We start from the raw sequence: 16274 nt of genomic DNA, 5'->3' as shown, positions 1-16274 counted from the left end.
AGGTTATGATCATGACAGTTGAATGGGTTCCAGGACGTAAGTATGATGAAATTCTTTATGAAACTTATAAAGGTATTGCCAAAATTACAATTAACCGTCCGCATGTACATAATGCTTTTACACCTAAAACCGTTATGGAATTAATTGATGCTTTTTCTTATGCCCGTGATGACTCAAATATTGGAGTAATTGTCTTAACAGGAGCTGGTGACAAAGCATTTTGTTCGGGAGGAGACCAGAAAGTTCGTGGACATGGTGGCTATGTAGGAGATGACCAAATCCCACGCCTAAATGTTCTTGATCTTCAGCGTTTAATCCGCGTGATTCCAAAGCCTGTTGTTGCGATGGTAAAAGGTTACGCTATTGGCGGAGGACATGTTTTACATGTTGTTTGTGATTTAACAATTGCTGCTGATAATGCTGTTTTCGGACAGACAGGTCCAAAAGTCGGCAGTTTTGATGCGGGTTATGGTTCAGGCTATCTTGCAAGAATTGTCGGCCATAAAAAGGCTCGTGAAATTTGGTATTTGTGCCGTCAGTACAATGCCCAGGAAGCTCTTGATATGGGTCTTGTCAATACAGTAGTACCTCTTGAACAAGTGGAAGAGGAAACGATTAAATGGTGTGAAGAAATGTTGGAGAAGAGCCCGACTGCACTTCGTTTCATCAAAGCTGCGATGAATGCGGATACAGATGGACTAGCAGGACTTCAACAAATGGCTGGCGATGCGACTTTGCTTTATTATACCACAGATGAAGCGAAAGAAGGCCGTGATGCCTTTAAGGAAAAGCGCAAACCTGACTTCGGTCAATTCCCGCGTTTTCCTTGATTCTATCGAAGAAATTTAAGCTTTTTGGTTCATTAGGATCCGTTTCATGGACAAAAAGGTAAGAAAAATCCTTTTCATGTTCATAAGAAGTTTAAAAAATATTAACGTACAGCTTGATGATCCATCATCGAGCTGTTTTTTATAGAAAAGGTGATAATCATGAAAGATGTAATGACCAACTTTCTGAAAAAACGGGCGTTTCTTACGCCTGAGCGGACGGCAGTATTTTTTCAAGATCAAAAGATCACGTTCAATGAGCTTTATGAAAGAAGCCTGGATGCTGCAGGAAAGCTTCAAGACCTGGGGATATGGAAACAGCAGTTTGCAGGAGTATTATTAAAAAATCATCTTGATTCAGTGATTATATTATTTGCACTTCAACTTCTGGGGGTAAGGGCTATTATTTTAAATAACAGATTAACCCCGGCTGAGCTCATTTGGCAATTGAAGGATTCCAAAGCATCTTTTTTGATTTTAGAGGATTCATTTGCAGACTTTGAACCCATAATAAACGAGCAGTATCCCTCATTAATTTCCACTACAAAAAGCAAACTTTTTTCAAGGGAGGGCGCACTGCCTGCCATTCAAAATGAAGTCAGCTTAAACGAGATTTGTACGATCATGTATACATCAGGCACGACGGGAAATCCAAAAGGTGTTATTCAAACATATGGGAATCATTGGTCGAGTGCAATTGGATCCGCCTTAAATTTAGGAATATCAGATAGCGATTGTTGGCTCTGTTCAGTTCCCATTTTTCATATCAGCGGGTATTCCATTTTAATGAAATGCGTGTTATATGGCATGCCAATTGTGCTTCATGAGAAATTTGATGCAGAACTTACGATTCAAGATATACAGAACAAAAAGGTAACACTCATGTCAGTGGTAGGAACAACGCTAACCCGAATCGTTGAAGCCCTTCATGAAAGAAGGCTGCCCTCCCGTTTCCGCTGCATGCTGTTAGGAGGAGGGCCTGCGCCGCTGCCACTACTCGAAGCATGTATGGAAAAATCCATTCCTGTGTTTCAAACGTACGGGATGACAGAAACTTCTTCGCAAATTGTAACACTTTCACCTGATTATAGTTTAACTAAATTGGGTTCAGCAGGAAAACCACTATTTCCCTCAGAAATTAAGATCGAACTTGAGGACGGTAGCACCGCTCATAATGGGCAGCCTGGGGAAATTGTTGTCAAGGGACCGAATGTTACCGAAGGATATCTATTCAGACCTGAGGCTACAGAAGAAAAAATCAGGAACGGATGGCTTTATACAGGAGACATTGGATACATCGACGCAGAAGGCTTTTTATATGTTTTGGACAGGCGTTCTGATTTAATCATTTCCGGAGGAGAGAATGTCTATCCTGCGGAGATAGAAGCGGTGTTATTATCGCACCAAGAGATTCAAGAGGCTGGTGTTACCGGATTGGAGGATCCTGCTTGGGGGCAAGTGCCAGCTGCCTTTGTTGTTCCTGTAACAGGTTCTCGTATTACTGCTGCTGATCTTGAGCAATTTTGTTTGCAGCAGCTAGCAAAATATAAGGTTCCTAAAGTGTTTTATTTTGCAGATGAGCTGCCAAGAAATGCAGCAAAAAAATTATTGAGAAGAACGCTGAAGGAATGGGTTGAAGAAGGAAGGTTCCAGTAATGAACATTTCCAATGTGGAGCTTTTTGTCATTAAAATGCCTTTAAAGTCCCCATTTGTAACGCATTTAGGTGCCGTTAGCGAACGGGAAGGAATCATTGTTAAAGTGACAAATCAAGATGGGATTGCAGGTTGGGGAGAAGGAGTTGCCTTTTCAACACCATGGTATACAGAAGAAACCGTCACAACAAGCTTGCATATGTTAACAGATTTTCTCATACCTTTACTGCAAAAGCATCCGATTCATCACCCGGAGGATGCCTCTAAGCTATTTCAATCGATCAGAAGAAATCAGATGGCAAAGGCAGCAATTGAAATTGCTTTGTGGGATTTATATGCAAAGAGTCTACATAAGCCGCTTTCCAAAATCATTGGCGGCACACAAGATTTGATTGCTTCTGGGGTGGTGGTTGCCACAAACTCGATTGACGAAGCGTTGAAACAAACTGAACAATACCTAGATGAGGGTTATCAGCGAATTAAGGTCAAAATTAACCCTCTTCAAGATTATTCTTTTTTGGCAGAAATCAGAAACCGATTTCCGAAGCTGCCCATTATGGCGGATGCCAATTCTGCCTATACACTGAAGGATATCAATCAGCTTAAAGCCTTGGATGAATTCGGTCTATTAATGATTGAGCAGCCACTGGCTCATGATGATATGATCGATCATGCCATTTTGCAAAAGGAGTTAACTACCCCGATTTGTCTTGATGAGAGCATTGTAACATTTGAGGATGCGCGGAAGGCAATCGAACTGGGAAGCTGTAAGGTCATTAACATCAAGATTGGCCGGGTGGGCGGTCTTTATGAAGCGAAACGTATTCATGATTATTGTTATGAAAGAGGGATTCCTGTTTGGTGCGGGGGGATGATTGAATTTGGCATATCGCGTGCTCATAATATCGCTCTTGCAACATTGCCTGGTTTTACGATTCCGGGGGATATATCGGCCTCCAGCCGATTTTGGCAAGAAGATATTATTACTCCTGAAGTGAGTGTTACAAACGGATTTATTCACGTTCCTGATGACCTTGGTATTGGTGTTAAGCTAAATCAAAAAAGACTTAGCGAAACGTTAATAGCAAAAAAGGAAATAAAATTTATATAGGAACCAGCCACATTTATGACTGGTTCCTTTGTTCGCCGATAAGCTTCTTATCAGGCATAAGTGGACTACGGAATGCTTCGTGAGCATTAGCCTCCCAATCGAGAAGCTGTGCTTTTCGACGAATTACGCCTCTGTCTTCGCCCTACTGGCTCGTCAGTCGGCGAGTTTTCTTTATCTTAAAGATCTTTAGCTTCAAAGGTATGGCAATCAGTTTCTTTCTGAGTATCAGCCGTTTCCCCGGTGTGGCTCACGACATAGATACGATCAGCACTACATTTATTTCCATTTGACCAAAATGTACAATTATTTACTTCGCATAAAACATCCTGTGCCACATGTATCACTCCTTGTTATAATCGGTAATACGGTAATAGCATTTGAATAATGGATGTCAGACATGCCTGTCAGTGTTAGGAAAATAGGTAAGGCTTAAAAGAATGATTCCACTTTGAAACAGTATGTATAATAAAAAAGGCTTTACCTTAAGTATTAAAATTTGTTTTTACCCTTAAGATTTATGTATTCTAAAAGGAAGAAATAGAAAGGTGGATGGAGATGAGCAATTCAACATTATTAAATGAAATACTGGATTTTAATCAAAAATTTGTGGGAAATCGCGAATATGAGAAATACGAGACAACGAAATATCCTAATAAAAAAATGGTCATTCTAACTTGTATGGATACCCGATTGCTTGAATTATTGCCAAAGGCGCTCAATTTAGGAAATGGTGATGCTAAGCTGATTAAAAATGCTGGAGCCCTAGTGTCTCACCCGTTTGGAAGTATTATGCGCAGCATTCTACTTGCCGTTTATCAATTGCAGGCAAAGGAAGTCATGGTCATCGCTCATCATGATTGCGGGATGAATGGTCTAAAGGCGGAAGCAGTCATAGGCAGCATGAAGGAACGTGGAATTTCCGAAGAAACATTGCACACACTTATTTATTCAGGTGTTGATATCCAAAAGTGGCTACATGGCTTTGATCAAGTGAGCGAAAGTGTGAAGCACAGTGTGGATATTATAAAAAACCATCCGCTAATGCCGGAAGGTGTTCCGGTCCACGGCTTAGTCATTGACCCTGCTACTGGAAAACTGGATCTCATCGTTGACGGATACGAAAATTAATGTTTTTTTCGATCATTCCATTTTTCAGGCACCGGATCCAGTCCCCCTGGATGCATAGGATGACATTTTAAAATTCTCTTTACTGCCAAATATCCTCCTTTGATGGCACCGTAACGCTGAACAGCTTCTAGGCCGTAATGGGAGCAAGTAGGATAAAATCTGCATGTTGGCGGTTTTAATGGAGAAATAACGATTTGATAAAAACGAATAAGTCCAATGAAGAATTTTTTTAACATAATTTTTCTCCTTCTTTTACTTATTTTCAAGATATCATATCTTGATGGATTCGTCTAAATTGTTAAACATAACTAAGTACATGAAAAAACTCGGAATTTATAGTATGATGATATAAGAAATGAAAAGGAGTGAACTAAATGCCTTCAGTTGAAAGCTTTGATTTAGATCATAATGCCGTAAAGGCGCCTTATGTCCGCCATTGCGGTGTCCATAAAGTCGGTTCTAATGGTGTTGTTAATAAATTTGATATCCGTTTTTGCCAGCCCAATAAACAAGCGATGAAAGCTGATGCGATTCATTCTCTTGAACACTTGCTGGCCCATAATATTCGCGATGCTGCAGAGAAATATGATTTTGACATCATTGATATCTCGCCAATGGGATGCCAAACCGGTTTCTACCTTGTAGTCAGCGGAGAACCATCAGTAGAAGAAATCATCGATCTTCTTGAAGACACGATGAAAATAGCTCTTGAAGCAACGGAAGTACCAGCAAGTAATGAAAAACAGTGCGGCCAGGCTAAGCTTCATACCCTCGAGGGAGCAAAGGAGCTCATTCGTTTTTGGCTTAAGCAAGATAAAGAAGAATTAAAGCAAATATTTGCGTAAAAAAAAATTCCTATTCTAAATGAATAGGAATTTTTTCAGACTGTCGACAAATCCGAAGGATTTCGGGTTTAAAATCGACAGTCTTTTTTGTTTGGCCATATTAAACTTGTCTGTTGATTTCCGTTCCAGGCGGCTTCGCTTTCCGCGGGCGGTTCGGGGAGCCTCCTCTGCGCTTTCAGCGCCTGCGGGGTCTCCCCTGTCCCGTACTCCCGCAGGAGTCTTCGCCGCCTTCCACTCCAATCAACAGAGTGTAAAAATCAATAATGTACATTAACACAGCCTTTTGTATAATTTATTTACAGAGAATTAATAGAGGTGGATGGAATGCTTTCGAAAAATACACAGATAAATCGTGACCAAATTGAAATGATTGCCTTAGATCAACTTGTACCTGCTGATCACTTGGTTCGCAAAATAGAAGCCGCAGTAGATTTTTCATTTATCTATTCATTGGTTGAAGATTTGTACTCAACTAAGCGCGGACGTTCAAGTATTGACCCTGTTGTATTAATTAAGATGGCTTTCATTCAATATACCTTCGGTATCCGTTCGATGCGTCAAACGATAAAGGAAATTGAAACAAATATGGCGTATCGCTGGTTTTTAGGATTTGGTTTTTATGATAAAGTACCCCACTTTTCAACTTTTGGTAAAAACTACGAACGTCGTTTTAAGGATACAGACTTATTTGAACAAATTTTCTACCGTATTTTAAAAGAGGCAGCAGATAAAAAGTTAGTTAGTTCGGAACATGTATTCATTGATTCAACTCACGTTAAAGCAAGTGCAAATAAACGCAAATTCGAAAAGAAAGTAGTTCGGAAAGAATCAAAAGCTTATGAAGCACGTCTTCAAGCAGAAATTAATAGTGATCGTGAAGAACATGGGAAAAAGCCCATCCCACCAGATAAATATGAAAAAGAAGAAAACAAAGAAATAAAAGAAAGTACAACAGATTCGGAGAGTGGTTACTATGTAAAAGACGAAAGGACAAAGCAATTTGCTTATTCATTTCATGCAGCCGCAGATAGAAATGGTTTTGTCCTGGGGACTATTGTAACTCCAGGTAACGTTCATGATAGTACAATGTTAGAGCCTCTAGTTGAAAAGGTCATTGAAAAATGTGGGAAACCTAATGCTGTAGCTGCTGATGCCGGATATAAAACACCTGCTATTGCTCAATATTTAATTGAAAATGAAATTCGCCCTGCTTTACCCTATACACGACCACGTACAAAGGAGGGATATTTGAAAAAGCACGATTATGTCTATGATGAGCACTTTGATTGTTACATATGTCCGGAAGGACAAGTTCTGGATTATAGAACGACTACTAAGGAAGGTTATCGACAGTACATCTCTAATCCTGTTATATGTAAGGATTGCCCACTTCTAGCACAATGTACACAAAGTCAAAATCATCAAAAGCTCATTCAACGACATATCTGGGAACCATATCTTGAAGAGGCTGAACATCTTCGTCATACAGAAGAGAATAAAATAATATATGCACGTCGTAAAGAAACAATTGAACGTGTATTCGCGGATGCGAAAGAAAAGCATGGTATGCGATGGACAACCTTAAGAGGTCTTAAAAAATTGTCCATGCAGGCGATGCTTACTTTTGCTGCTATGAATTTAAAGAAGTTGGCTACATGGACTTGGAAAAGTCCAGAAATGGCATAAAAATAGACCCCGCCGGGGTCTACCTTAAGAAAAATCAAACAGAAAAATCCCAATTTTAGAAAAGGGCGCCAGAATCGGAACTTTTGAAATGCCTTTTGTCTACAATCTGAAAAAATTCCTATTCTAAATGAATAGGAATTTTTTATCGCTCGTTTTTCTCGATTGTATGTTGGTCATTCTCTTGTTTAATATTTGGATTATTTTCTAATGAGTCAATTGTATGCTTATAGGAATATGCTTTGGAAGTAGTAATGACTGCCAATAACAGGACGACAATGACAATAACGATGCATACAACAAAAACTGTATACAATGTTGTCACTCCTTTTTTATATTTATTGTACCCATGAATTCAAAATATAAGGGAGGCTGTAAGCGCGCCTCCCGAAATGCAGCTATGTAAAAATCAATGAATGTTTCGAGGATAATAAGTATTGGTACGATGCTGGCCGTATTGTTCTTGAGCAAATTTCCCTTTTAAGCTTTCGATTAAATAAAGGCCCATTAAATCATAGAGTTCTTGTTTATCCATATCTTGAATCAATGCCAAAAGATCTTCATGTGACATTTCTTCTAAAAAGGCAAATGCCAGCATGTCAATGTCCTCTTCATCCCCAGTCAGCTTATTTCGATACATCTCATAAAGTTCGTCTACAAGTTTCATTTTTACACCTCCTTATCCTCCTATAAATTGTACAGGTATCATTCATACTTTCCCATAAAAGAGAAAAAAATTCCTGATTTAAACCTTAGTTTAATTAACAGAAAAATCTGTCTATTTTATTTGTTTGGTTTATTATATCGTAAACCATTATGAAAAATAAATCGAATTTTGCATCTGGAATAATTTTTTTCCATTTGAGGATTACTAACAAATAAAAGGGGATGTGTTCATGGCTGAGCAAAAAAAGACTTATTACATAGATGTTGGAACGGGCCATATTACGAAGAGCGCCACTGATTCCACCTGGAGCTTTAAAATTCAGGCTACTGATGAAGAAATAACAGACCTACGTGAATTATTTGATCAAAATTATTCAACTGAATGGCAAAATTTTATCCGGTCACATGTTCCGTTTCTCGAATACCATTATGATAAGGAAAATGATGCATATGACAGGACCATTCAACAGGTTTATGGAATGTTATATAAATTAGGTGATGAAGAAGCGAAACGTCACATTGAATCAATGAATATTCTTCCGGGGGAATCCTAAGATTTTAGGATTTTCTTTTTTTTGTTTTATAATAAAAATATTGAATATACATAAGGCGGGTATAAAGGGATGATTACATTTTTAGACCAGAACGGCCACATTGTGGAACTGTCATTTTCTAAGCATGCTTTTTCAGAAAAGGCTAATCATGTGCTTGTTATTTGTCAATATGGGGATTGTTGGGTATTAACCCGCCATAAAGTCAGAGGGCTCGAATTTCCAGGTGGTAAATGTGAACCTGGGGAAACACTTGAGGAGGCAGCAAGAAGAGAGGTTTATGAAGAAACTGGAGCCATTTTAGATGATTTACAATTTTTGGCTGAGTACAAAGTCTCAGGCGAGACAGGAGCATTTGTCAAATCTGTTTTTTGGGGAAGAGTAAATACGATAGAGCAAACAAAGAGTTATCATGAAACGAATGGTCCAGATGTTGTTCAAGGAGATTTGTCGCGGGTAAGATTTGACAAGGAGTATAGTTTCATTATGAAGGATCAAGTGATAGAGGAATGTCTAAAATATATTAATGAACTTATTTGTAAACAAAAATAACGGTTTTATAGAAAATGGGGTAGATTTATAATTTTTCTACCCCAAAAGTCTGTTATAAAACAGCAAAATCTACTTCTTTTTTAGATTCAAAACTATACAATAATGACCTTACTTTTACAGTGGATGGCAACAGAGGATGCTGGCGAATAACTTCGACACTTTTTTGGAGATCATCCTTAAGAGGGTTGCTTCCCTCCAGCCAACTTTTTATTCCGCCTTCCGGAAATTCAGGAATGCAATAAGTAAAAAGATAATGATATGTTTTAAGTTTTTCTTGTAACTCTTCATTTTCAAGGATCTTTTTAATGGTTTCATCTGTATTCATTTTATTTGCTTTAGATATCGTCACAATGATTTCCTCAACATTTTCCTGATAGACAGTTAAAATGATGTCCCGCATTTGATCGCCAAAAGGAGAAATAACAGAACCATAACTTTGTAAAATAATCATATTTTCAAAATCAATGCTTGGAAATTCTTTTTTGATATCTTCTATTTTGTCTTCATTCCCAATGACCAAAAGAACTTTTTTCTTTTTAGCAGTTTTCATGTTATTCACCTCATACTATGATAGTTTGGTTTCTAATTCATCCGAGAGTTTAAAGACCATGACCCTTTCCCCGGTACGTGTGCTAATATCGGTATAAAAACTTACTACCTCGAGATCTGTTATTTCTAAAATAATGGTTTTTAAATCTTCAATTCCTGTTTCCACCAGGCTATTTCGATTCTTTTTAACAGAAAGCAGTCCTTCTTTATCTTGACATAAGGCATATTCGGCAGGGGATAGGATCCCTTGTAAAATGACGATAATCATATCCCGAAGAATGTCTGATTTAACAGATACGGAGCCGCGGCCAAGATAGGTTTTCTCCCAATGGGTTAAGGCCTTGCTAATTTCGGCTTCAATCATCCCTTTTGTCTTATCCATATTGTTTCTTTTTCCTTCTTTCTAATAAAAGTTAAAAAATGAAATAGATTATGACCAGCTTTTCCAGTTTCCTTCCGGATCAATGGATGCAAGCCGGATCCATCCATTGCGGAGTTTTTGATTAAATGCTGGATCGTTTTTCAGCAATCTTTCCACATAATCTTTTGGTGCCTGGATAATGACCAGCAGACGTAATGGTGAATGATAGAATTCCAGATCCGACTGCATGACAGATTGCCATGGAAGCCCTGATAACAAATCGCTGGCATTTCCCTGCATAACACCGATACCTGCTGTCACGGTCTGCGTTGCTTTATTGCCGCTTCCGTAATAGTGCGGTGCGACAGTTGAGGCATAATATTGCAGATTAATCCACTGGCAAACAGTTCCTGGTCCAGTGATAATGTTAGCTAGGAGGCTTCCTTTTTTGTCTTTTTTCCAGTTATAGCTGTGAAGAAATGCTCTTCCCTCCAAATTACATTTTTGGGTAAGCCGGCGTTCACCGATGATAAAAGCGGCATTACGTGCCAGTCCCCACTCAGGGCGAGCTTCACTCCAATCCTCTGCCAAACGCGCGGCTTCAGACTTAGGGTTCTTATTATTATGGTTAATATGCGGTAATTTATGGATCCGTTCCGCATTGGCCTCTTCGCAAATTTTTGGTAAACAAGCTTCGATGCTATCAAATGCTGTTTGAGCAGAATCGGATAACTCCGGAACATAGAGCCACTTCAGCTGATCAAGTGTCGTGATATGTTCAGCCGCTGCAAATATAGTTTCCTTGGGTATAGCAATGCCTTCTTCTATAAGGCCATTCCGAACTTCAGGAAGATTACAAAGGGCTGCTAGTACTCTCGCATTAAAACCGCTTGATGCACCACCGCATGCCCCGCAATCAAGTGCCGAAGCATAAGGATTATTTGTGCTGTGACTTCCGTGCCCGCATATAACTACTAATGGAGCAAAATGGTCAGCGAGTCCCATCGTTTTTAAAGCTTGTTTAACATACAAAATTTTCTCATCAAGTGAAAATCCTATAGGCAGCTCTGAACCTTTTGTTTGAACATGATCGAGTGATAGTTCTGTAGAAGGTTTATGGAGCCATGTTTCTTTTATTTTACGAGCAGCATAGGCAGTTTTCTTAGGAACAAAGCTTCGGGCCAGCGTTTGCAGACCGAGCCAAGGGCCGCTTATTTCTGGCAGGACTAAACTGGATAGCAAATTTTGTTTCATCATCTTAAATGCAGAGCTAAGAGAATATGCTGTCTGTTTGCGTTGTTGATAGGCTAAAAATTCAGATTCAGTTGCCTCTTCTTTTATTCGGTGTTGTGGTTTGAACATAACCGGCAGCGAGTTATGTGTGTGCTGGCTACCAAGCTCACATGTTTCTATCGGTAATCCGAAAAAACCGGCAGCGCCAATTGTTTCATAAGAACCAGCTTGTTCCAATTTTCTGCGGAATGGCTCTGAGCGCACATCAATGCAAAAAACAAATTGTGCTTCTATGGTTTTTGCTTTTCCTTCGCCATCTTCCCGTTTTGTAGATAGCAGCTTAATTATTTGTTCTTCATAAGTTTTCTCCCATGCTTCGAGCCAAAGTTGATTACGGAGAATCTGATCAAACCGACTGGCGAGCATTAATCGAGCCTTTAGTTCTGTAGGAGATAGCTGTGAAAATTCGTGGATTGTCAGTTCTCCCCAATGGAGCCAGCTGGCAATTAGAGTCTCCAGTTGAACCTGTTCTTCCAATTTTTGTTCTGGAAGTGGGAGATAAGAGTGAATAAAGGCATATTCCAGTGAAAGTCTTACTGCTAAGTATTCTGTGAGCAGTGAGTGGTCTTGTGCTGATTCTTGTGAACGCCAGAGCATCATTCCTGCCCAGCCTGGTAATGAAAGCAAGTGTGCCTCCAGATAGTTTTGAATTTGGGTATATGGGATTTCAAGCTTTAACAACGCCTCCATTAAAGCTTGTCCAGCATCTATAGGCAGATTATGGAGCTGACTGCGTATAGCGGGTTTAATTGCAGGATCATACGGAACCAGTTTCTTCCATGCATGGTAAAAACCTTTATCGCGATTTGGCATTGTCCAGACAGCTTGCGATTCATCAAGGAATAATTTACACCACTTAATGATTTGGAGATTAAGATTGGTCGCAGTTTTTTCAACACCTAATTGTTCTAATCGCTGACTATATGTTATAAGAAATTTTTTTTCTGTAATTTGAAACTGAATCCGATTTAATTTTTTTACCAATTTTTTTAACTCTGGTAATTCCCGGAACTCAAGCGATGGCTCGTACGTATGCAGAGCAGCGCGGCAATACTGCTCTGCCGTTACACGTGGAAGATCCAGCCGCTGCGTATCCAGCCAACGCTGCAGGCTGATTTCCAGATAATGTGGATTAATTTCTCCTTTGTTCCTGGCAAATTGAATCATTGGATTACTCGGATATAGATCAATGTCATTGGTATGTTGTAAGCGGCGTGCCACTTGTTCAAATGAATGCTGTTCCATCCCTACCCAGGGGTGACGGGCAGCAAAAGTGCTAATAGGACCGAGGGGTGCTATGACATTGCTGGCTGAGTGAACAAATTCATGTATATCAAGTTCAATGTGACGTGGTTCTTTTTCAATCTGTTGTAATTTTTTCGCCAATGTAGGGCTCATTGTAAATTACCTCCTTGTGACATTGAATGTGTCAGATACTTTGGATGGCTTTCAACCATATCAGTTTGCGGCTCACTTAACCGTATAAGCCAAAGGTAAAGAACGGCAAAAGCAGCGGTTGAACGGTGGCGGAATAACCATGTACCAATAACACTCCCAGCAATCAGGATGATGAAAAGGTAAATAACAGCCGGTGAGAAAGTCTGAACGCTTGATTGAGCCGTGTCTTGTAATAAGTGAAAAAGGACGGTATGGATCATGGCGAATACCCCTGCAAATCCAGCTAATAGGATCATTCCCGCTATACGGTCGATCAGACCATATCCAAATGCCACCATTCGCATCCAGGCGAATGAAACTGCCCAGCCTAAGATGATGGCACTGATCCATTGGTAACCATCGCTTGGTGATGTCAGACAATAACCTATTCCGGTTAGCAACCCTATAATACCGCCAATAATGGTCCATAATGGTGACGATTTCTGGTGCCCTTTGTTTCGCTCTTTTTGGTGAACGGCAGAACCAGCCTGTAAAAATAATGTTGCTTTAAAAAGTCCATGCAGTACAGCATGAATAACGGCAGCCCCATACGCACCTAATGCGCATTGAATTAACATAAACCCCATCTGAGCCATTGTTGAGCCTACAAGCTGTCGTTTATAATCCACCTGAACCAACATTATTCCGGTCCCCATTAGGACAGAGATACTAGATATAATGAGCAGGACCATTTGTGCCGGATCCCCGCTTAAAATTGGAGAAAATCGCGTTAGCAGTATTCCACCAGCATTTACGATCCCTGCATGCATGACGGCAGAAATAGGAGTTGGTGCCACTACAGAATCTAACAGCCATCTGTGAAAAGGCCATTGTGCAGCAGGGATGATAACAGCCAAAATCAGAAGAAGGTTTATACAGGTTCTTTTCCATGCGTCAAGCCGGGAAAGACTGTTTTCTGTTAATACCTGTGACAGCTGCCAGTGACCAGTAGCTTGTGTCAGCCAGATGACAGCGAGCAGCAAGACACCCCAACTTAGTGCAAACATTCTTCCAGAATATACTGAGGCATTTCTTGCAACATACCATTCTTGTTTTAACCCGATTAGAAACGTTAAACCAAGAAGTGTTGCGCCCCAGCATAACATCAGTAAGCGCAAATCATCACTAAGCCATGCCAAAGAGTCAGCAGCTGTTGTCAATGTTAGAAACGAAAAATATTTGCGGTATGATTGGTCTCCGTACAAGTATCGAACAGAATAGCGCTGAACTATCGCACCGATTGTCAGGACAAACAAAGCCAAGAGCCATGATAAAGAATCAAAGTGCCATGGGCCGACATGGGTGCTTCTCCTGTTTAATAAAAGGCCTGCCAGAGCAGCTATAGGGGGGAATGATATCACACCGATATGAAAAGAGATCCATTTCAAAGATCCCTTTGAAATTAATAGGAATAGCGAGCTAAGGACAGAAATAGCAAGTAAGATAAAAAACATCCCAGGAAGGAAAGCCGAACTATGAAAATTTAACATTTTACATCCCCCCATTGAAGGGTATATGTCATCAATATTCCTTGATTCATTTTCTAACTTTCCTTTCTAAATAAAATAAAAAAACCGACAATTTCAAAGCGCAATGGACTTATTAAGACCATTACACTTTTTAAATTGTCGGTTTACACTTAACTAGCCAAAAAAGCTTTTTAATTGTCTACCAATTATATGAATTTCTCCCTTAAATGGGGCATTATGATTTCAAATGATTATAGATCCTTCTATTGCAATAGGTTTCCTTTTTCATACCATCAATTTTTCATCAATTAATAAAATGCTAAAGTAGTTTCTATTAAAACAGAAGTCTATTAGGTAATTAATTCAAACATAATATTACTTTTAATAAAAATACCTGTCAAGTTTTTGAACTTCTTGTCAAATCGTAGGATAGAAAAAAGGTATCCGGTTTGGATACCTTTTTTTTGTTAACTTTCTGCTAATTTACTACCTACTTTTTGACCCTGTGTATTAACAGCAGCTGGGTCTTCTGCTTGTTTTGTCCGTTTAATAAATAATGCAAGCACTAGGGCAATAAAGGCAATTCCTACAGAAACTAGGAATGAATCATTGATTCCTTCGAGCATTGCCTTCATGGCAATTTGGTGCTTCATTTCCGCGATAACGGCAGGTGTAGGCTGCTGGGTTAAGTGTTTTGTTGCTGATGCAGCCAAATCAGTTGCATGTGTTTTCGTCCGATTGGACATGACCGTGATAAGCAGTGCTGAACCAATGGCACCGGATACTTGCTGTAATGTATTATTCATGGCAGTACCATGCGGATACAATCGTGCTGGCAGCTGGTTTAAGCCATTTGTCATAACTGGCATCATGACCATTGACATACCGAACAACCGCAGAGAATATAAAATCATTAATTGTGTATAGGATGTATCCAATGTTAACTTACTGAAAAAATAAGTCGTTAAGGTCATAATCGATAATCCAATAACCGCTAAAACACGACCGCCGAATTTATCAAAGAGTTTCCCTGTAATAGGCGACATAATGCCCATTAAAAGCGAACCAGGAAGCATCAAAAGTCCGGACTTAAAGGTTGATATGCCGCGAATAGACTGTACATAGAGTGGCAGTAGCAGCATCCCAGAAAACATCGCCATTGCAATGACAATGGAAATGGAAGATGATAGGGCAAACATTGGGTATTTATAGATTCTGAATTCCAGCATTGGCTTTTCAAGTTTAAATTGACGGAAAATAAACAGGACTAATGAAATAGCCCCGACTATAATCGTCATATACACTTGAGGGCTATCCCAGCCTTTATCACCAGCTGAGCTGAATCCATATAATAATCCACCAAATCCTACACTTGACAATAAAAGTGATAGAAAATCAAGACGAAGGTCCACTTTACCTTTTTTATCCTTAAGCAAGAAAACAGCGATTAACAATATGATCACTGCGATTGGTGAAACAAGATGGAATAGCATTCTCCAATCATAATGTTCAAGCAGCCAGCCTGATAAAGTCGGACCTACTGCTGGAGCAAAAATGAATACTAAACCGAAAAGTCCCATCGCTGCTCCACGTTTTTCAGGAGGAAAGCTTGTTAGCATCACATTCATTAATAGTGGCATCATAATAGCCGAACCGGATGCTTGAATCATACGGGCTAGCAATAAAACAGGAAATGCTGGTGCAAACCCAGCTAGAAATGTACCGACCGTAAATAAACTGATGGCAGTTAGGAATAATCTGCGAACTGAATATTTTTGGATTAAAAACGCTGTGGCTGGGACCATAACCCCATTTACCAGCATGTAGCCGGTTGAAAGCCATTGTACAGTAGATGCACCCACGTTCAAATTCTTCATAATAGAAGGAAGGGCAACATTCAGAAGTGTTTCATTTAGCATGGAAATAAATGCCCCAATCATCAGAATCGCAATGATTCCGTATGGAGGCCGATGATTATTTGTAATTGAGTGTTCCATCGATTTCTCCCCTTAAACTCATAGTTCATTTTTTTATACCTGTATTCCGAACTCTATAATATACTCGCTGTTCAATTTTTGCAACAAAAATGTTTCTTGATTAATAAGGATTTGAATCGTAAAGGGAAATGATGTAGTATATTTTTTGTAC

General features: G+C 39.5%; 17 protein-coding genes. 8 read left to right on the top strand and 9 right to left on the bottom strand.

Translation table 11 applies throughout. From position 1 onward, the window contains the following. Window positions 1–11 precede the first annotated feature (11 nt). The 3 genes from menB (at window position 12) to menC (ending at window position 3592) form a co-directional block, all read left to right on the top strand. Window positions 12–830, top strand: coding sequence for a 1,4-dihydroxy-2-naphthoyl-CoA synthase (gene menB, locus HPT25_RS01805; RefSeq protein ID WP_173059159.1), 819 nt, complete (start codon window positions 12–14; stop codon window positions 828–830). Between the two features lie 159 nt (window positions 831–989). Beyond that, window positions 990–2483: an o-succinylbenzoate--CoA ligase gene (locus HPT25_RS01800; protein WP_173059156.1), complete on the top strand. Its 1494-nt coding sequence runs from the start codon at window positions 990–992 to the stop codon at window positions 2481–2483. Further along, window positions 2483–3592 carry an o-succinylbenzoate synthase gene (menC, locus tag HPT25_RS01795; RefSeq protein ID WP_173059153.1) on the top strand — a complete coding sequence of 370 codons (1110 nt, stop codon included), beginning with the start codon at window positions 2483–2485 and terminating at the stop codon, window positions 3590–3592. The genes HPT25_RS01800 and menC overlap by 1 nt, the downstream gene beginning before the upstream one ends. Window positions 3593–3768: 176 nt before the next feature. Here menC and HPT25_RS01790 read toward each other — a convergent pair whose 3' ends face one another. Beyond that, complete coding sequence (locus HPT25_RS01790; RefSeq protein ID WP_173059150.1) at window positions 3769–3927, bottom strand: DUF1540 domain-containing protein; 159 nt, start codon at window positions 3925–3927, stop codon at window positions 3769–3771. A gap of 220 nt (window positions 3928–4147) precedes the next feature. Here HPT25_RS01790 and HPT25_RS01785 point away from each other — a divergent pair, with 220 nt between their 5' ends. After that, window positions 4148–4720 carry a beta-class carbonic anhydrase gene (locus HPT25_RS01785; RefSeq protein WP_173059147.1) on the top strand — a complete coding sequence of 191 codons (573 nt, stop codon included), beginning with the start codon at window positions 4148–4150 and terminating at the stop codon, window positions 4718–4720. On the opposite strand, the gene yidD is transcribed toward HPT25_RS01785, so the two are convergent. Beyond that, entirely contained in the window at window positions 4717–4956 is a 240-nt protein-coding gene (yidD, locus tag HPT25_RS01780; protein WP_173059144.1) for a membrane protein insertion efficiency factor YidD, read from the bottom strand. The two genes, HPT25_RS01785 and yidD, sit on opposite strands and share 4 nt — an antisense overlap. A 138-nt stretch (window positions 4957–5094) precedes the next feature. Here yidD and HPT25_RS01775 point away from each other — a divergent pair, with 138 nt between their 5' ends. Then, the gene (locus HPT25_RS01775) at window positions 5095–5565 is read left to right on the top strand and encodes an S-ribosylhomocysteine lyase (RefSeq protein ID WP_173059141.1); all 471 of its coding nucleotides are present in this window, start codon (window positions 5095–5097) and stop codon (window positions 5563–5565) included. A 324-nt stretch (window positions 5566–5889) separates the two neighbouring features. Continuing rightward, window positions 5890–7251: an IS1182 family transposase gene (locus tag HPT25_RS01770; protein WP_173058723.1), complete on the top strand. Its 1362-nt coding sequence runs from the start codon at window positions 5890–5892 to the stop codon at window positions 7249–7251. Window positions 7252–7393: 142 nt separating this feature from the next. On the opposite strand, the gene ytzI is transcribed toward HPT25_RS01770, so the two are convergent. Together ytzI and HPT25_RS01760 are read right to left on the bottom strand one after the other, a co-directional pair. Further along, window positions 7394–7564, bottom strand: a complete 171-nt coding sequence (gene ytzI, locus HPT25_RS01765) for a YtzI protein (protein WP_173059138.1) — start codon at window positions 7562–7564, stop codon at window positions 7394–7396. 93 nt (window positions 7565–7657) lie between these two features. Then, window positions 7658–7915, bottom strand: coding sequence for a DUF6154 family protein (locus HPT25_RS01760; RefSeq protein ID WP_173059135.1), 258 nt, complete (start codon window positions 7913–7915; stop codon window positions 7658–7660). 229 nt (window positions 7916–8144) lie between these two features. Here HPT25_RS01760 and HPT25_RS01755 point away from each other — a divergent pair, with 229 nt between their 5' ends. Beyond that, window positions 8145–8468, top strand: a complete 324-nt coding sequence (locus HPT25_RS01755) for a hydrolase (protein WP_173059132.1) — start codon at window positions 8145–8147, stop codon at window positions 8466–8468. Window positions 8469–8537: 69 nt separating this feature from the next. Continuing rightward, on the top strand, window positions 8538–9017 hold the full coding sequence (gene ytkD / locus HPT25_RS01750) for an RNA deprotection pyrophosphohydrolase (RefSeq protein WP_173059129.1): 480 nt from the start codon (window positions 8538–8540) through the stop codon (window positions 9015–9017). Window positions 9018–9069: 52 nt separating this feature from the next. Here ytkD and HPT25_RS01745 read toward each other — a convergent pair whose 3' ends face one another. From HPT25_RS01745 to HPT25_RS01725, 5 genes are all read right to left on the bottom strand, one after another. Beyond that, window positions 9070–9567, bottom strand: a complete 498-nt coding sequence (locus HPT25_RS01745; RefSeq protein WP_173059126.1) for a carbonic anhydrase — start codon at window positions 9565–9567, stop codon at window positions 9070–9072. A 15-nt stretch (window positions 9568–9582) separates the two neighbouring features. Then, entirely contained in the window at window positions 9583–9948 is a 366-nt protein-coding gene (locus HPT25_RS01740) for a Na-translocating system protein MpsC family protein (protein ID WP_173059123.1), read from the bottom strand. 48 nt (window positions 9949–9996) lie between these two features. Continuing rightward, window positions 9997–12618: a DUF2309 domain-containing protein gene (locus tag HPT25_RS01735; protein WP_173059120.1), complete on the bottom strand. Its 2622-nt coding sequence runs from the start codon at window positions 12616–12618 to the stop codon at window positions 9997–9999. Continuing rightward, window positions 12615–14147 carry an NADH dehydrogenase subunit 5 gene (locus HPT25_RS01730; protein WP_173059117.1) on the bottom strand — a complete coding sequence of 511 codons (1533 nt, stop codon included), beginning with the start codon at window positions 14145–14147 and terminating at the stop codon, window positions 12615–12617. Before HPT25_RS01730 ends, HPT25_RS01735 begins: the two co-directional genes overlap by 4 nt. A gap of 446 nt (window positions 14148–14593) precedes the next feature. Continuing rightward, window positions 14594–16123, bottom strand: a complete 1530-nt coding sequence (locus HPT25_RS01725; protein ID WP_173059114.1) for an MDR family MFS transporter — start codon at window positions 16121–16123, stop codon at window positions 14594–14596. Window positions 16124–16274: the final 151 nt, after the last annotated feature.

Source organism: Neobacillus endophyticus, from assembly GCF_013248975.1.
GTDB classification, from domain to species: domain Bacteria; phylum Bacillota; class Bacilli; order Bacillales; family Cytobacillaceae; genus Neobacillus; species Neobacillus endophyticus.
Note: the sequence above shows the minus strand (reverse complement) of the source record. Positions and strands in the feature narration are given on the sequence as shown.

Excerpts from the sequence above, each read along its gene's own strand:
- menB (WP_173059159.1), top strand. The coding sequence starts at position 12 with ATGACAGTTGAATGGGTTCCAGGACGTAAGTATGATGAAATTCTTTAT.
- HPT25_RS01800 (WP_173059156.1), top strand. The coding sequence starts at position 990 with ATGAAAGATGTAATGACCAACTTTCTGAAAAAACGGGCGTTTCTTACG.
- menC (WP_173059153.1), top strand. The coding sequence starts at position 2,483 with ATGAACATTTCCAATGTGGAGCTTTTTGTCATTAAAATGCCTTTAAAG.
- HPT25_RS01785 (WP_173059147.1), top strand. The coding sequence starts at position 4,148 with ATGAGCAATTCAACATTATTAAATGAAATACTGGATTTTAATCAAAAA.
- yidD (WP_173059144.1), bottom strand. The coding sequence starts at position 4,956 with ATGTTAAAAAAATTCTTCATTGGACTTATTCGTTTTTATCAAATCGTT.
- HPT25_RS01775 (WP_173059141.1), top strand. The coding sequence starts at position 5,095 with ATGCCTTCAGTTGAAAGCTTTGATTTAGATCATAATGCCGTAAAGGCG.
- HPT25_RS01770 (WP_173058723.1), top strand. The coding sequence starts at position 5,890 with ATGCTTTCGAAAAATACACAGATAAATCGTGACCAAATTGAAATGATT.
- HPT25_RS01760 (WP_173059135.1), bottom strand. The coding sequence starts at position 7,915 with ATGAAACTTGTAGACGAACTTTATGAGATGTATCGAAATAAGCTGACT.
- HPT25_RS01755 (WP_173059132.1), top strand. The coding sequence starts at position 8,145 with ATGGCTGAGCAAAAAAAGACTTATTACATAGATGTTGGAACGGGCCAT.
- ytkD (WP_173059129.1), top strand. The coding sequence starts at position 8,538 with ATGATTACATTTTTAGACCAGAACGGCCACATTGTGGAACTGTCATTT.
- HPT25_RS01745 (WP_173059126.1), bottom strand. The coding sequence starts at position 9,567 with ATGAAAACTGCTAAAAAGAAAAAAGTTCTTTTGGTCATTGGGAATGAA.
- HPT25_RS01740 (WP_173059123.1), bottom strand. The coding sequence starts at position 9,948 with ATGGATAAGACAAAAGGGATGATTGAAGCCGAAATTAGCAAGGCCTTA.
- HPT25_RS01735 (WP_173059120.1), bottom strand. The coding sequence starts at position 12,618 with ATGAGCCCTACATTGGCGAAAAAATTACAACAGATTGAAAAAGAACCA.
- HPT25_RS01730 (WP_173059117.1), bottom strand. The coding sequence starts at position 14,147 with ATGTTAAATTTTCATAGTTCGGCTTTCCTTCCTGGGATGTTTTTTATC.
- HPT25_RS01725 (WP_173059114.1), bottom strand. The coding sequence starts at position 16,123 with ATGGAACACTCAATTACAAATAATCATCGGCCTCCATACGGAATCATT.